Annotated in this window: 13 protein-coding genes; 6 read left to right on the forward strand and 7 right to left on the reverse strand. The window is 59.9% G+C overall.

The genetic code is table 11. The features are described from left to right. Positions 1 to 57 precede the first annotated feature (57 nt). Positions 58 to 984, forward strand: a complete 927-nt coding sequence (locus C8265_RS12770) for an OmpA family protein (protein WP_108484407.1) — start codon at positions 58 to 60, stop codon at positions 982 to 984. 84 nt (positions 985 to 1,068) lie between these two features. On the opposite strand, the gene C8265_RS12775 is transcribed toward C8265_RS12770, so the two are convergent. From C8265_RS12775 to C8265_RS12795, 5 genes are all read right to left on the reverse strand, one after another. Continuing rightward, positions 1,069 to 1,974, reverse strand: a complete 906-nt coding sequence (locus C8265_RS12775) for a LysR family transcriptional regulator (RefSeq protein ID WP_108484408.1) — start codon at positions 1,972 to 1,974, stop codon at positions 1,069 to 1,071. Positions 1,975 to 2,149: 175 nt separating this feature from the next. Next, positions 2,150 to 3,106 (reverse strand): 2-hydroxyacid dehydrogenase, encoded by a 957-nt coding sequence (locus C8265_RS12780; RefSeq protein ID WP_206050338.1) that lies wholly within the window; start codon positions 3,104 to 3,106, stop codon positions 2,150 to 2,152. Beyond that, positions 3,103 to 3,951, reverse strand: coding sequence for a fumarylacetoacetate hydrolase family protein (locus C8265_RS12785; protein WP_108484409.1), 849 nt, complete (start codon positions 3,949 to 3,951; stop codon positions 3,103 to 3,105). Before C8265_RS12785 ends, C8265_RS12780 begins: the two co-directional genes overlap by 4 nt. Positions 3,952 to 3,961: 10 nt before the next feature. Further along, entirely contained in the window at positions 3,962 to 5,746 is a 1,785-nt protein-coding gene (locus tag C8265_RS12790) for an IlvD/Edd family dehydratase (RefSeq protein WP_108484410.1), read from the reverse strand. 73 nt (positions 5,747 to 5,819) lie between these two features. Continuing rightward, the gene (locus C8265_RS12795) at positions 5,820 to 6,563 is read right to left on the reverse strand and encodes an SDR family oxidoreductase (protein WP_108484541.1); all 744 of its coding nucleotides are present in this window, start codon (positions 6,561 to 6,563) and stop codon (positions 5,820 to 5,822) included. Positions 6,564 to 6,780: 217 nt separating this feature from the next. On the opposite strand from C8265_RS12795, the gene C8265_RS12800 reads away from it, so the two are divergent. The 5 genes from C8265_RS12800 (at position 6,781) to C8265_RS12820 (ending at position 12,050) form a co-directional block, all read left to right on the forward strand. Continuing rightward, complete coding sequence (locus tag C8265_RS12800) at positions 6,781 to 7,665, forward strand: NAD(P)-dependent oxidoreductase (RefSeq protein WP_108484411.1); 885 nt, start codon at positions 6,781 to 6,783, stop codon at positions 7,663 to 7,665. 154 nt (positions 7,666 to 7,819) lie between these two features. Beyond that, on the forward strand, positions 7,820 to 9,322 hold the full coding sequence (locus tag C8265_RS12805) for a UxaA family hydrolase (protein ID WP_108484412.1): 1,503 nt from the start codon (positions 7,820 to 7,822) through the stop codon (positions 9,320 to 9,322). Continuing rightward, positions 9,298 to 10,317 (forward strand): Gfo/Idh/MocA family protein, encoded by a 1,020-nt coding sequence (locus C8265_RS12810; protein ID WP_240611077.1) that lies wholly within the window; start codon positions 9,298 to 9,300, stop codon positions 10,315 to 10,317. Before C8265_RS12805 ends, C8265_RS12810 begins: the two co-directional genes overlap by 25 nt. Then, positions 10,314 to 11,156 carry a shikimate dehydrogenase family protein gene (locus C8265_RS12815; protein ID WP_108484413.1) on the forward strand — a complete coding sequence of 281 codons (843 nt, stop codon included), beginning with the start codon at positions 10,314 to 10,316 and terminating at the stop codon, positions 11,154 to 11,156. Before C8265_RS12810 ends, C8265_RS12815 begins: the two co-directional genes overlap by 4 nt. A 15-nt stretch (positions 11,157 to 11,171) precedes the next feature. After that, on the forward strand, positions 11,172 to 12,050 hold the full coding sequence (locus C8265_RS12820; RefSeq protein ID WP_108484414.1) for an NAD(P)-dependent oxidoreductase: 879 nt from the start codon (positions 11,172 to 11,174) through the stop codon (positions 12,048 to 12,050). 10 nt (positions 12,051 to 12,060) lie between these two features. Here the strand turns inward: C8265_RS12820 and C8265_RS12825 are convergent, their stop codons facing one another. Both C8265_RS12825 and C8265_RS12830 read right to left on the reverse strand, forming a co-directional pair. Further along, positions 12,061 to 14,088, reverse strand: a complete 2,028-nt coding sequence (locus C8265_RS12825; protein ID WP_108484415.1) for an NADPH-dependent 2,4-dienoyl-CoA reductase — start codon at positions 14,086 to 14,088, stop codon at positions 12,061 to 12,063. 149 nt (positions 14,089 to 14,237) lie between these two features. Next, positions 14,238 to 14,606: a hypothetical protein gene (locus C8265_RS12830; protein WP_108484416.1), complete on the reverse strand. Its 369-nt coding sequence runs from the start codon at positions 14,604 to 14,606 to the stop codon at positions 14,238 to 14,240. Positions 14,607 to 14,622 lie beyond the last annotated feature (16 nt).

Here is a 14,622-nt window from a genome sequence, read left to right on the forward strand (position 1 = left end):
AACCAAGAACACGGTTACGGAAATGAAACCAAATATCGTATATTGTGCTTTATATAGATGATTCTGCGCTCCGCCTCTGTCGCCCTGGCCTTTGGCCTGATGGCATCGCCTGTCTTGGCGCTGACTCTGTCGTTTCCCGCGCCGGTGACCCAAACCGCGGATGAACAGGCCAAAGGCGGCGTGCGTTTGCCCCGGGCGGCGTTTCGTGACGGGGATGTTGCCGTGCGCCGCGTGTCGGGCACCGTCAGCCGACAGGCATGGCGATTGGCGGCTGGCACCCTGACCACCGACCAAATCCTTGCACCACTCAAGATGCAGTTGCAGCAGGATGGGTTTACGGTGCTGTTTGAATGCCGTGATCGGGCGTGCGGCGGATACGATTTCCGCTTTGCCGCCGATGTGCTGGGTGAACCGGCCATGCATGTGGATCTGGGCGATTATCGCTATGTTCTGGCCGAAGATGAAACCGGCGTCACCGTCGCCCTGATGGTCAGCCGTTCGCCGCAAAACGGTTTTGTGCAACTCACCCTTGGCGGGCAGATTGCGGATTTGCCGGAACTGGCCGTCACGACATCTACGAAATCGTCAGATTTTTCCGGCGCCATCCTGACCGATCCGGACTTGGGCGATCTTGCCGCAACCGGGCGCGTGGCGTTGGATGACCTGTTGTTTCAGACCGGATCATCGGAGCTTGAGCATGGTGATTTCCCGTCATTGCAGGCCGTCGCCGGGTTCCTGACGGACAATCCGGATCGCACGATTACCTTGGTGGGCCACACCGATACCCAAGGCGCGTTGCAGGGCAACATTGCCCTGTCAAAGCGCCGCGCCCAGGCGGTGCGCGATGTTTTGATCCGTGATTTTGGTATCGCACGGGGGCGTCTGGACGCCGAAGGTGTCGGATATCTTGCCCCCCGCGCCACAAACGCGACCGACGATGGCCGCCGCGCCAATCGCCGGGTCGAGGTGGTTCTTAACAACTAAGCCATGCGCCAGCGGGCCCCGTGCCAGGCATATGCCTGGGATGGGGGGCATGATGTGGCGCATTTGCGCCTCTGCCAGGTCAGGCTACCATTGATCGGGGCCTTTTTCGGCGAATGCGTGCACCAGAAAATCAATGAACGCCCGCACTTTCGGCTGTGTAAACCGGCCGGGCGGATAGACCGCGTAAATCCCTTGGGTTTCTTGTGGCAAATCCACGATTGCCTCTGTCACCAGACCACGTTTCATCGCGTCCGCATATAAAAAGCTGGGCAGGTACGCGATGCCAAGGCCGGAAATCGCCGCATTCAGCAGGGATTGACCATCATTCACCGAAAGCCACCCGGCAGTGCGCACCTGGCGTTTTTCACCCGAGGGGGCGGTCAATTTCCACACAGCGCCGTTGGATTGGCTGGAATAATGCAACAGCTTGTGATCGTTCAGATCATCAATTTTTTGCGGCTGACCGTATTTTTCGAAATATCCGGGGCTGGCGATCATTCGTTTTGTGGTTTCGGTCAGTTTGCGGGCGCGCAGGCTGGAATCCTCCAATTCGCCAATCCGCACGGCCATGTCAAACCCTTCGGAAATCAATTCGACATAGCGGTTGTTCAGCACCATGTTCACGGTGATGTCGGGAAATTCGCTGAGAAATTCGCCCAGGATCGGTGACAGATGGTTCACGCCAAAATCTGTTGCCACGGAAATGCGCAACAATCCCGAAGGGGCCGATTGCATCGATGTCACCAGCGAATCCGCCTCGCCCGCATCGTTCAGCACCCGCCGCGCCCTATCATAATAGGCCAGGCCGATTTCCGTCGGGCTGACCCGGCGGGTGGTGCGGTTGAGCAATCGCGCGCCCAACCGCGCCTCAAGCGATGAAACATGTTTGGAAACGGCCGATTTGGAGATTCCCATTTTTTTCGCCGCGTCGGTGAACCCACCTTGATCCACGACAGTGGCAAAGGCCTCCATTTCGGTCAGTCTGTCCATGTTTTGTCCTTCAACCTTCCAGGTCACGTTTGACTTAGAAATCGCAGGCAATTCAGGCAATATTGCGGTGCGGCAGGGACAATACCGTGGATTCGCCGGTCAGTGTTGGCCAGTTGGAAACGCCAAAGCGGCCCGAGTATCGGGCCGCTTTGGTAATTTTCAGACCGATCAGGTGTTACAGATGCGCGGTTTCCGGCACCGACGTCAGCACGGAACCATCTTTCAGGAACGCACTGAGGTTGTCACACACCAGATCGCCCATTGCCTGTCGGGTTTCCACCGTGGCGCTGGCCACGTGGGGCAGCAACGTCACGTTGTCCAATGAAAACAGCGCCTCGGGCACCTTTGGTTCATCCTCAAACACATCCAGACCCGCCCAGCCCAATCGCCCGTCTTGCAGCGCGGCGACCATTTCGGTCTCATCCACCACGGTGCCGCGCGCCACGTTGATCAGGGTGCCGGATGGGCCCAGCGCCTCGATCACCTCGCGATTGACCAGTTTGTTGGTGGCCGCCCCGCCGGGAGTGATGACGATCAGGTAATCGCAATCGCGCGCCATCTTGGTCAGGTCGTCATAGTATTCATACGCAACATTGTTCTTTTTGTTGCGCGAATGATACACAACCTTGCCGTTGAACTGTGCCAGCTTTTCGGCAATCCGTTCGCCAATCCGGCCCAGACCAAGAATGCCAAACACCTTGCCTTCGGGGCTGCGGGTCAGCGGTGTGTTGCCGTCTTTCACCCATCGGCCCTGCCGCACATATTGATCGTTGAACACCAGATTCCGCGCCGCCGCCAGAATAAGCAACAGCGCGGTGTTGGCCACATCATCGTTCAACACCCCGGGCGTATGGGATACGATAATGCCACGTTCCGCACAGGTGGCGGTATCGACAGCGTCATAACCAACGCCATAGCATGAAATCACCTTGAGGTTTGGCAACCCCTCCATGATCTGTGGTTTCACCCCGTCATGGCCGTTTGTCGCCACGGCGGTGATTTCCGGCCCGTGTTCGGCCAGAAACCCGGCCAGATCATCGATATCCTTTAGCGGGTGAACGGTGAATTCGGCGTTGAACCGCGCCATCATCCGGTCGGTCGCCCCCCCGATCAGCAAAAGCCCGGGCTTCATGCATCTTCCTTTACGTTCTGTGCCTGCTGGCCCAGCTTTTCGATGCCCAGCTCGATTCTATCACCCACCTTGAGATACACGGGTTGCGGTTTCATCCCCATGCCCACGCCCGGTGGTGTGCCGGTTGAAATCACATCGCCGGGGTGCAGGGTCATCAGCCCCGACAGGTGTTCGATGATCTGGGCGACGGTGAAAATCATCGTGCTGGTGTTGCCGGTCTGGCGGCGCTGGCCGTTCACATCCAGCCACATCGACAGGTTTTGCACATCGCCCACCTCATCGCGCGTCACCAGCCATGGGCCGGTGGGGCCGAACGTGTCACAGGATTTGCCCTTGGTCCAATTGCCCGACAGGTTGTTTTGAAAATGCCGTTCCGACAGATCGTTGATCACACAATATCCGGCAACATGATTCAGCGCGTCAGCCTCTGAAACATATTTCGCCTTTTTGCCGATCACGACGCCCAGCTCAACCTCCCAATCGGAATTGGTGCTGCCTCGGGGCATGTAAACATCGTCATTCGGGCCAACCACGGCCGAGGTTGCCTTCATGAACACCACGGGGTGTTTTGGCACCGGCAGGCCGGATTCGGCTGCGTGATCGGAATAGTTCAGCCCGATACAGATGAATTTGCCGATATTGGCCACACAGGGGCCGATGCGCGGCGTGCCCTCAACCACCGGCAGGGTGTTCACATCGACACCACGCAGTTTATCCAACGCGCCATCCGACAGGTTTTCACCGCCAAAATCGGTCACATGGCCCGATACATCGCGCAACTGGCCCGCGTCATCGATCAGGCCGGGTTTTTCGGCACCCGGTACGCCATAACGAACAAGTTTCATAACCGTCTCCTTAATGGTTGTCGCGGGGCAGGCCCTTGTGGGCGATATCCTGGTATTTGTCGGCCCCACGCAGGGTCATGCCCTCGGACAGCGGCTCAACCTTCTCGCGGAAGATTTCCTGCCACGGTGTCTGGCTTTCCGGGGCAAACGGGCGGTCGGGCAGGGCGGCGCGGCGCGCGTCCAGCTCGGCCTGATCCACCAGCATGTCAGCGGTACATTTGCGCAGATCAATGCGCAGCCGGTCACCGGTTTTCACCAGGGCCAGTCCGCCACCCGCCGCCGCCTCGGGCGACGCGTTCAGGATGCTGGGTGATCCAGAGGTGCCCGATTGCCGCCCATCGCCAATGCAGGGCAGGGCGTGGATATCACGCTTCAACAGATACGCCGGGGGGCGCATGTTCACCACTTCGGCAGCGCCGGGATACCCGATTGGCCCCGCCCCACGCATGATCAGGATGCAGTGTTCATCAATCCCCAGACTTTCATCATCGATCCGGTGATGAAAATCCTCAGGCCCGTCAAACACAATGGCGCGGCCCTCGAACGCCTCGGGATCATCGGGGTTTGACAGATACCGCTCGCGAAACTCGGGCGAAATCACCGATGTTTTCATGATCGCGCTGTCAAACAGATTGCCCTTCAGGTTCACGAATCCGGCGGCGGGTTTCATCGGTTTGTCGACCGACATGATCACATCGGGATTGCCGGTCAAATGCCCATCACAGTTTTCGCCCATGGTCTTGCCATTCACGGTCAATGCCCCGGGGTGGGGCAACAGCCCGGCTTTCAGCAATTCGCCCACGACGGCGGGCACACCCCCGGCGCGGTGATAATCCTCGCCCAGATAGGCGCCGGCCGGTTGCAGGTTGACCAGCAAAGGCACGTCATGGCCCATCGCTTGCCAATCATCGTTGTTCAACGCGACCCCCATGTGGCGCGCGATGCCGTTCAGATGGATCGGCGCATTGGTTGAGCCGCCAATCGCGCTGTTGATCACGATCGCATTTTCAAATGCTTCGCGGGTCATGATGTCTGACGGTTTCAAATCGGCATGAACCATTTCGACAATCCGCTTGCCGGTCTCATAACTGATCTGTCCCCGTTCGCGGTACGGGGCCGGAATCGCCGCCGATCCGGGCAGTTGCATGCCCAACGCTTCGGCCAACGAATTCATCGTGGTGGCGGTGCCCATGGTGTTGCAATAGCCCACGGAGGGCGCCGATGACGCGACCAGTTCCATGAACCCGTCGTCGTCGATCTTGCCCTCGGCCAGCAATTCGCGCGCTTTCCACACGATTGTCCCGCTGCCCGTACGCTCGCCGTTGAACCAGCCGTTCAACATTGGCCCAACCGACAGTGCAATCGCCGGAATATTCACCGTCGCCGCCGCCATCAACAGGGCGGGCGTTGTCTTGTCACAGCCAATGTTCAGAACGACGCCATCAATCGGATAGCCATGCAGTGTCTCAACCAATGACAAATAGGCCAGATTGCGATCCAGTGATGCGGTGGGCCGTTTGCCGGTTTCCTGAATCGGATGCACCGGAATTTCAATCACCGTGCCGCCTGCAGCAATCACCCCGTCGCGCACCCGCTTGCTCAGCTCGATATGGTGGCGGTTACAGGGCGACAGATCACTGCCTGTCTGGGCAATGCCGATGATCGGCTTGCCCCCCTGCAATTCTTCCCGCGTCAGCCCGTAATTCAGATAGCGCTCTAAATATAGCGCGGTCATTTCCGGGTTTTCGGGGTTGTTGAACCACTTTTGCGAACGCAATTCTGTTTTCTTGCTCATCACCTATCCTGACGTCGACTGCGGGCGTCTCCTGCCCATTTCTGTTTTGAAAATATCCCCCCCGGAGGGCCGATCAGCCAGACCACCCGCCGTCGATGATGTGGTGCTGTCCGGTGGTGAATCCGCTTTCGTCACTGGCCAGATACACCACCAGCGCGGCGATTTCTTCGGCCTTGGCGATCCGGCCCATGGGCTGGCGCGCCACGAATGCTTTCATCGCGGCCTCGTAATCGCCGGTGGCCTGCAACCGTTCGTGCAACGAGGGTGATTCGACGGTGCCCGGGCAGATCGCGTTACAGCGGATGCCACGGGTGATATATTCAATTGCCACCGATTTGGTCAGGCCCAGAACCGCCGCTTTTGTGGTGCCGTAAACAAACCGGTTGGGCGCGCCGATGATGGATGAACAGGCCGACGCCATGTTGATGATGCTGCCGTTTCCACGCTCCAGCATGCCGGGAATGGCGGCCTGAATCATCCGAAACTGCGACCGAACGTTCAGATTGAATGCGAAATCCCATTCGTCCTCGGTACAGGTTTCCACGGTGTTGGAATGCACGAATCCGGCACAGTTGAACAACACATCCGGTTTCGCCCGCGCCACACCTTCCTTGATCGATTCGGCGTCCATCGCGTTCAGAACAAAGGTTTCGATGTTGTCGTGGCCTTCGCCCGCCAGCGCGGTCAGGGCCTCTTCGTTGACATCTGTGGCGATGACATGGGCGCCTTCCGCGGCCATCGCCAGGGCCGAAGCCCGGCCGATTCCCTGGCCAGCGGCGGTGATAAGGGCGCGTTTTCCTGCAAGGCGGTTGGTCATGGCAAAATCCTCTGGTTTGGTGCGGGGCGGCCGAAAGTCGGTGTTTGGCCGCACAAAAAGCCGATGTTATCGTTAAATTGGGGCCTGTTGCCAGGCGCATGAACATACTAGTGTCCCGAGAAATCCGCCGGATCAAGGGCAATGTTTGGCTTTGCCCCTCTTGCGGTCCACGATCAGCCGCGCCGCGATGGCCGCCCAGGAATAAGGAATGACACAGATGAGCACCTTGAAAATCGCCCTGTTGGGAACTGGCCTGATGGGCGCGCCAATGTCGCGCAACCTGCTAAAGGCGGGGTATGCGCTATCGGTCTGGAACCGCAGCCGCGCCAAGGCCGACCCATTGGCCGAGGCAGGCGCAACCGTCTGTGACACGGCGGTTCAGGCGGTGACAGGGGCCGATGTGGTGATCACAATGCTCAGCAATGGTGGCGTGGTGGGGGATTTGGTGAACGATGCCGCCCTGACGTCGGCCATGGCCAAGGGCGCGATCTGGCTCGACATGTCGTCGATCAAACCGGAAGAGGCCCGCACCCATGCCGCCCACCTGTCCGACCTCGGCATCGGCCATCTGGACGCGCCGGTGTCCGGCGGCACCAAAGGTGCGCAAGAGGCGAGCCTGGCGATCATGGTGGGCGGTGACAGCGCCACATTTGAAAAGGCGGCGCCCGTCTTTGGCGCCATGGGCCGCGCCGTTCATGTGGGGCCCAGCGGGTCAGGACAGCTCAGCAAACTGGCCAATCAGGCGATTGTTGCGGTCACCATTGCCGCTGTGGCCGAAGCAATGCTGTTGGTGCGCCAGGGCGGCGCCGACCCCGCGGCGGTGCGCGCCGCGCTCAAGGGCGGATTTGCAGACAGCGTGATCTTGCAACAGCATGGCGAGCGGATGACAACCGGCAATTTTGCCCCCGGCGGTCTAAGCAAAATGCAACTGAAAGACCTGAACAACCTGTTGGAAGAGGCCGATCATCTGAATCTGACCCTGCCTGCCTCGCAACAGGCGCGCGACCGGTTTGATACCTATTGCGCCGAAATGGGCGGCGCAGATCTTGATCATTCCGGGCTGTTTCAGGAATTGCTCGCCCGGAACAAACTATCAGACTAGGCGGCAAAGCGTTTCATGCCGATCAGACTACGGCGGATGCATGATTGGTTTTGTCATGCGCCGCCACTCACCTTCTGGAATTTCCGATACTGTTGATTTATCCGCTGTTCCCATCAATCCTGCTGTCATGCTCCACAAAAAAAAGGGTCGCGCTATGTCCGATTTCATACGACTTGATGCCGATGATAATGTCGTCACGGCCACCCGCAGCCTGGCCGTGGGCCATGATATCGAGGGGGTGAAAACCACCGCGTTGATCCCGACAGGGCACAAGATTGCCACCAAGGCCATCGCCAAGGGCGCACAAATTCGCAAATATGCACAGTTCATCGGCCTGGCCAGCGAGGATATCGCGCCCGGCGCCCATGTGCACACCCACAACACCGAATTTCGCGCCACATCGGTCGATTATGAATTTGCCACCGATATGCGCCCCGTAACCCCGGCCACGGGCGATACATTCATGGGATACCGCCGTGAAAACGGCAGCGTCGGCACCCGCAACTATATCGCTATTGTCACCTCGGTGAATTGTTCGGCCACGGCGGCGCGGCGCATTGCCGATGCGTTTGGCCCCGAAGAATTGGCCGCCTATCCCAATGTTGATGGGGTGGTGGCGTTTGTTCATGGCACGGGCTGTGGCATGGCGGGCGATGGCGATGGGTTTGAGGCGCTGCAACGGGTGATGTGGGGCTATGCCCGCCACCCCAACCATGCGGGCGTTTTGATGGTGGGTCTGGGGTGCGAGATGAACCAGATCGATTGGTTGTTGGATGCCTGGGGGTTAAAACAAGGCCCGACATTTCAGGCAATGAACATTCAGGGCGTCGCCGGTTTGCGCAAAACCATTGAAATGGGCGTGGAAAAGGTGCGCGCCATGCTGCCCATCGCCAACGAGGCCCGGCGTGTGGAATGCCCGGTGTCCGAGCTGAAGGTCGCGCTGCAATGTGGCGGATCGGACGCCTGGAGCGGAATCACCGCCAACCCCGCGCTTGGCTATGCCTGCGATCTGCTTGCGGCCCAAGGGGGCACCGGGGTTCTGGCCGAAACGCCGGAAATTTACGGGGCCGAACATCTTTTGACCCGGCGCGCCGTTGACCAGGCCACGGGCGAAAAGCTGATCGGGCTGATCGAGTGGTGGAAGGATTACACCGCCCGCAACAAAGGCAGCATGGACAACAACCCAAGTCCGGGAAACAAAAAGGGCGGGCTGACCACGATTTTGGAAAAATCCCTGGGCGCGGCGGCCAAGGGCGGCACATCGCCTCTGACCGGCGTGTATAAATACGCCGAACAGGTCACGGCAAAGGGATTCACCTTCATGGATTCGCCCGGCTACGATCCGGCCAGCGTGACCGGCCAGATCGCCGGGGGCTGTAACGTGGTGGTGTTCACCACCGGACGTGGCAGTGCCTTTGGCAGCAAACCCGCCCCGACAATCAAGGTGGCAACAAATTCGGAAATGTACCGCCGGATGAGCGAAGACATGGATATAAACGCCGGTGAAATGCTGACCGATGGTGTCAGCATCGAACAAAAGGGCCGCGAGATTTACGATATGATCCTGCGCGTGGCCAGCGGCGAGGCCAGCAAATCCGAAGCACAAGGTTTGGGCGATTACGAATTTGTTCCATGGCAAATCGGGGCGGTGATGTGAAAAGGATCGGTGTTGTCGGCCTGGGCCTGATCGGATCGCGCCATGCCAGGGTGGTATTGGATCATCCCGGCGCGGAATTGGCGGCGGTGATTGATCCCGATGCCGGGTTGCGCGCGGGATATGATGCACCGGGGTTTGGCGATCTGGCCGATGTCGATGTACCGCTGGATGGGGTGATTTTGGCCACGCCTTCGGCGCTGCATGCCGATCATGCCTGTGTGGCTTTGGCGCGGGGTTGGCCCTGTATCGTGGAAAAGCCATTGGCGTCGGATCTGGCGGGGGCTGACCGTATTGTCGCGGCCCAGGCTGAAACCGGCCTGCCGGTGCTGACCGGGCATCACCGCCGTTATCACAACAGCGTGCAGGAATTGCGCGATATGGTGCAGGGCGGCGCGATTGGTACGGCGGTGATGGCCACGGATATCTGGGGGATGAAAAAGCCCGATCCGTATTTTGATACCTGGCGCAAGGGCGCCGATGGATCGCCGGTGATGATCAATATGGTGCATGACATTGACACGCTGCGCTTTGTGCTGGGCGATGTGGCCGAGGTGCAGGCGATGGGTGGCGCGTGCCTGCGCGGGGCTGACCGGGTGGAAAGCGGCATTCTGGCGCTGCGGTTTGCAAATGGGGCGGTGGCCAGCATCGCCTTTTCCGACAACACGCCCAGCCCTTGGGGGTTTGAGGCGGGCACAGGCGAGAATTTCAATATCGCCACCACCGGGCAGGATATGCTGTTTATCACCGGCACCAAAGGCGCGGTTTCATTTCCGTCGCTCACCCTGTGGCGCGGCGCAACGGATTGGTCACAGGCCCCGACGCCACAGGTGCAACAGGCCGCGCCCACCGTCCCCCTTGTGGCGCAGCTGACCCATTTTCTGGCGGTGATTGACGGCACCGAACCGCCATTGATCGACGCACGCGATGCCCGTGAAACCCTGGCCGTGACATTGGCCGCCCAAGCGGCGTTGGAACGTCAGATGGGGGTGGCATGACCACATTGCGCGCCGGATTGATTGGCGCCCATATCAGCCGCACGCGCCTGCCAGCGGCGCTAAAAATCATGTGCGATCATGCGGGGTTGGCTTTGGATTTTACCCTGTTCGATACTGCCACTCTCAAAGATTTCGATTTTGAAGATACCCTGACCTTGGCCCGCGCCGATGGCTGGGGCGGGATGAGCATTACCCACCCGTTCAAAACCCGCGCGCGTGCGTTTGCCAGTACCGGCATGGCGGATAATGTGGCGCATCTGGCGGCGTGCAATACATTGGTGTTTGATAGCCCCCTGCGCGGATACAACACCGATTACACCGGATTTCTGGCGGCATTCACCGAGCGCGGCCAAAAACCGGGCCGGGTGGTGATGATGGGGGCGGGCGGCGTGGCACAGGCCTTGGCACCGGCGCTGATTGAACTGGGCGCCAGCGAACTGGTGATCTGCGATCGCGACACGGCGCGCGCCGCCGCCCTGGCCGCCACATCGGGCGGGCGGGCGATCACGCCACAGGATGCGCCGGATCTGATTGTTGCCGCTGATGGGCTGGTCAATGCCACGCCTTTGGGCATGGCCGAATATCCGGGCAGCGCGTTTGAACCGGCCCTGATCGGGGGGCAAGCTTGGGCCTTTGATGCTGTCTATACCCCGACGCACACTGCGTTTCTGACAGCAGCAGACAGGGCCGGCCTGCATTGCATCACCGGTTTTGATCTGTTTCGCGCCATGGCCGTGCGCAGTTTTGAAGCCTACACAGGCCTCACCGTGCCCTTGGCTGATATTTTACCACAGCTTGACGCGCTCAAACCCCGCCAAACCGGGCATAAAACAACATAAAACAGGAGAGTCCCCATGACAAAAATCGGATTTATCGGCCTTGGCCTTATGGGCGCGGCAATGGTGCAGCGGTTACAGGATCGCGGCCACGCCTTGACCGTATTAGGTAACAAAACCCGCACGCGCATCGACGAAGCGGTGAAAAACGGCGCGACCGAGGCGAAAACCGCCCGCGAATTGGCCGCCGCCAGCGATATCGTGATGCTGTGCATGGGCACATCCGAACAGGTGGAATCGCGCATGTTGGGCGATGACGGCGTGATCGCGGGCATGAAACCCGGCACGGTGGTGATTGATTTTGGCACATCCCTGCCGTCTTCAACCGTGATGCTGGGCGAAAAGGTGGCCGCAGCGGGCGGCACATATCTGGATACGCCCCTGGGCCGCACCCCCGACCACGCCTATGAGGGCAAGCTGAATATCATGGGTGCGGGCGACAAGGCGGCCTTTGACAAGGTGAAACCGGTGTTGGATGATCTGGGCGAAAACGTGTTTCACCTGGGCAAACTGGGGTCGGGCCACACTGTCAAACTGATGAACAACTTTTTCGGCATGACCGTGGCCAATGCCATGGCCGAGGCGTTCGCCATGGCCGACAAGATGGGTGTCGAGCGTAAGATGTTTTACGATGTGGTGTCCGCCGGGCCGCTGCATTCGGGGATGATGGATTTCGTTGCCGCCTATGCCTTGGAAGGTGACACCAGCAAACTGGCCTTTGCCGTGGGCAATGCCAAAAAAGATGTCGGATATTATGCACAGATGGCCAGCGATGCCGGTGTTGAAAGCATGATGAGCGCGTCCGCCAACAGCGCCATGGCCAAGGCGGTTGATGCCGGATACAGCGATAAAATGGTCTGTGAAATGGTCGATTTCTACGCCGATAAATTCAAATAAACAGCCCGCTCTAAAGTGTGGCGGCCAGGCGCATACCTTGATCGATCGCGCGCTTGGCATCCAGTTCCGTCGCCACATCAGCCCCGCCAATCACATGATGCGCAATCCCCGCCGCCGCCAGATCATCGGCCAAACTACGCTCTGACACCTGACCGGCGCATAAAACCACCGTGTCACAGGCAATCACCTGTGGGTTTTCGCGCGCCTTGCCGTGGGTGATATGCAAACCGTCCCGGTCAATCCGTTCATAATTCACCCCGCCGATCATCTGCACGCCCTTCATCTGCAACGTCGCGCGATGAATCCAACCAGTGGTTTTGCCCAAGCGTTTGCCCAGCTTTTCGGCCCTGCGCTGTAACAGGGTGATCTGGCGCGCGGGGGCTTCGGGCTGTGGCCCTTCGGGGCGTAAACCACCGCGGGTTTCAGCCGGATCGCCAATGCCCCATTCGCTCAGCCAGTCGTTCAGGTTCAAGGTCGGGCTATCCCCCGCTTGGGCCAAATATTCGGCCACATCAAACCCAATGCCCCCCGCCCCCACAATCGCCACGCGGGCGCCCACATCGGCCCCGCCGCGCAGTACGTCGATATAATTAACCACGTTCGGCCCCTCCTGTCCGGGAATGGCCGGATCACGGGGCAGAACGCCGGTGGCGATGATAACCTCATCGAACCCGCGCAACATGTCGCGCGTCGCGGTCTGGCCCAGACGGACCGCGATGCCAGAACCCGCCAGCATGGTTTCATACCATTCGACCAGCCCGTGAAATTCCTCCTTGCCCGGCACCTTGCGCGCCATGTTCAATTGCCCGCCCACACGGCTGTCTTTGTCAAACAGGGTCACGCGGTGGCCCGCCTCTGCGGCCGTCAGCGCCGCCGCCAACCCCGCAGGCCCGGCGCCGACCACGGCAATCTTGCGCGGGGCCTGCGCCGGGGAAACCACCAGTTCGGTTTCAAAACAGGCGCGCGGATTGACCAGACAGGATGAGATCTTGCCGCTGAACGTATGATCCAGACACGCCTGATTGCAGGCGATACAGGGCGCAATTTCGCGCGCCCGTCCCGCGCGCGCTTTGGCCACGAAATCAGGATCGGCCAGAAACGGGCGCGCCATGCTCACCATATCGGCGCAACCCTCGGCCAGTATCTGTTCGCCCACCTCAGGCGTGTTGATCCGGTTCGATGTGATCACCGGAATTGCCACTTCGCCCATCAATTTGCCCGTAACCCAGGAAAACGCCGCCCGGGGCACCGATGTGGCAATGGTGGGCACCCGCGCCTCATGCCATCCGATACCGGTGTTCAACATGCTGGCCCCCGCTGCCTCGATCGCCCGCGCCAGGGTCAAAACTTCGTCCCACGTCTGGCCTTCCGGGATAAGGTCGATCATCGACAAGCGGTAAATCACGATGAAATCCGCGCCCACCGCCGCGCGTACCCGCCGCACCACCTCAACCGGCAGGCGCATCCGGTTTTCAAACGGGCCGCCCCATTGATCCGTGCGCCTGTTGGTATGCGTGACCAGAAATTGGTTCAGAAAATACCCCTCACTGCCCATCACCTCCACCCCGTCATACCCGGCCTCGCGCGCCCGCACCGCCGCAGTCACGATGTCGGAAATCTGCTTTTCAATCCCTGCGCTGTCCAACGCGCGCGGTCGAAACGGCGAAATCGGGGATTTCACCGCAGACGGGGCCACACACTCGCGCGTATAGGCATAGCGCCCGGCATGCAAAATCTGCATCGCAATCCGCCCGCCCGCGTCATGAACCCGGTCGGTCACGTGCCGGTGATTGGCAATATCATCGCCTGAAAACAGCCCCGCCGCACCGGGAAACACACCGCCTTCGGCGTTGGGCGCCATGCCACCCGTCACCATCAGCCCAACGCCGCCGCGCGCCCGAAGCGCGTAAAACTCCGCCACCCTGTTCCAATCCCGCGTTTCTTCCAGACCGGTGTGCATCGACCCCATCAAGACACGGTTGGGCAGTACAACATGGCCCAGATCCAGAGGTGTCAAAAGATGCGGATACTCAGTCATGCGAAACTCTCCCGTTGCGCCACAAGCATCGACAATCCATCAGCCCAAGTCACCCCATGTCATTTCTGTTTTTCAAATATCCTGGGGGTGAATTGCCGCAGGCAAGAGGGGGCAACGCCCCCTTTTCCCGCCCGCCGCAGGCGCCGCGCTCAGGCCGTTTCCACACAATGGCGGCGAAACGCCCGTTTCAACATGTCCAACTCGGCGCGCAGTAAATCCATTTCGGCGCGGATATCCGCCTCCAGTGCGTCGCCCATGGCAATGCAGAACGATCCCAGTTGCACATCACTCCCGGCATCCCGAATCAAAAACGTCTGCACACCGTCCGACAAGGCACCGGCGGGGATCGGAACGAACAGCCGCCATTGCCCGGCCTCGCCGCTCATCTGCACCCCGTCCAGCGGTGTGTCGTGGTGGGTGACGGCGACATCCGGCGTGCCTGTGCCGCTGATACGGGTTAACGTGCCTTCCCAAACGCCTTGAAAAATGCGGGTGGTGGTCAGGCGGTATTCAGACATGGCTGGCCTTTCAGTG

The sequence above is a fragment of the Oceaniglobus ichthyenteri genome, from assembly GCF_003057885.1.
Lineage (GTDB): Bacteria > Pseudomonadota > Alphaproteobacteria > Rhodobacterales > Rhodobacteraceae > Oceaniglobus > Oceaniglobus ichthyenteri.

What these genes read in the sequence shown, in the direction of transcription:
- C8265_RS12825 (WP_108484415.1), bottom strand. Translation starts at nt 14,088, where the DNA reads ATGACTGAGTATCCGCATCTTTTGACACCTCTGGATCTGGGCCATGTT.
- C8265_RS12830 (WP_108484416.1), bottom strand. Translation starts at nt 14,606, where the DNA reads ATGTCTGAATACCGCCTGACCACCACCCGCATTTTTCAAGGCGTTTGG.
- C8265_RS12820 (WP_108484414.1), top strand. Translation starts at nt 11,172, where the DNA reads ATGACAAAAATCGGATTTATCGGCCTTGGCCTTATGGGCGCGGCAATG.
- C8265_RS12810 (WP_240611077.1), top strand. Translation starts at nt 9,298, where the DNA reads ATGGCAAATCGGGGCGGTGATGTGAAAAGGATCGGTGTTGTCGGCCTG.
- C8265_RS12795 (WP_108484541.1), bottom strand. Translation starts at nt 6,563, where the DNA reads ATGACCAACCGCCTTGCAGGAAAACGCGCCCTTATCACCGCCGCTGGC.
- C8265_RS12805 (WP_108484412.1), top strand. Translation starts at nt 7,820, where the DNA reads ATGTCCGATTTCATACGACTTGATGCCGATGATAATGTCGTCACGGCC.
- C8265_RS12790 (WP_108484410.1), bottom strand. Translation starts at nt 5,746, where the DNA reads ATGAGCAAGAAAACAGAATTGCGTTCGCAAAAGTGGTTCAACAACCCC.
- C8265_RS12815 (WP_108484413.1), top strand. Translation starts at nt 10,314, where the DNA reads ATGACCACATTGCGCGCCGGATTGATTGGCGCCCATATCAGCCGCACG.
- C8265_RS12770 (WP_108484407.1), top strand. Translation starts at nt 58, where the DNA reads ATGATTCTGCGCTCCGCCTCTGTCGCCCTGGCCTTTGGCCTGATGGCA.
- C8265_RS12800 (WP_108484411.1), top strand. Translation starts at nt 6,781, where the DNA reads ATGAGCACCTTGAAAATCGCCCTGTTGGGAACTGGCCTGATGGGCGCG.
- C8265_RS12785 (WP_108484409.1), bottom strand. Translation starts at nt 3,951, where the DNA reads ATGAAACTTGTTCGTTATGGCGTACCGGGTGCCGAAAAACCCGGCCTG.
- C8265_RS12780 (WP_206050338.1), bottom strand. Translation starts at nt 3,106, where the DNA reads ATGAAGCCCGGGCTTTTGCTGATCGGGGGGGCGACCGACCGGATGATG.
- C8265_RS12775 (WP_108484408.1), bottom strand. Translation starts at nt 1,974, where the DNA reads ATGGACAGACTGACCGAAATGGAGGCCTTTGCCACTGTCGTGGATCAA.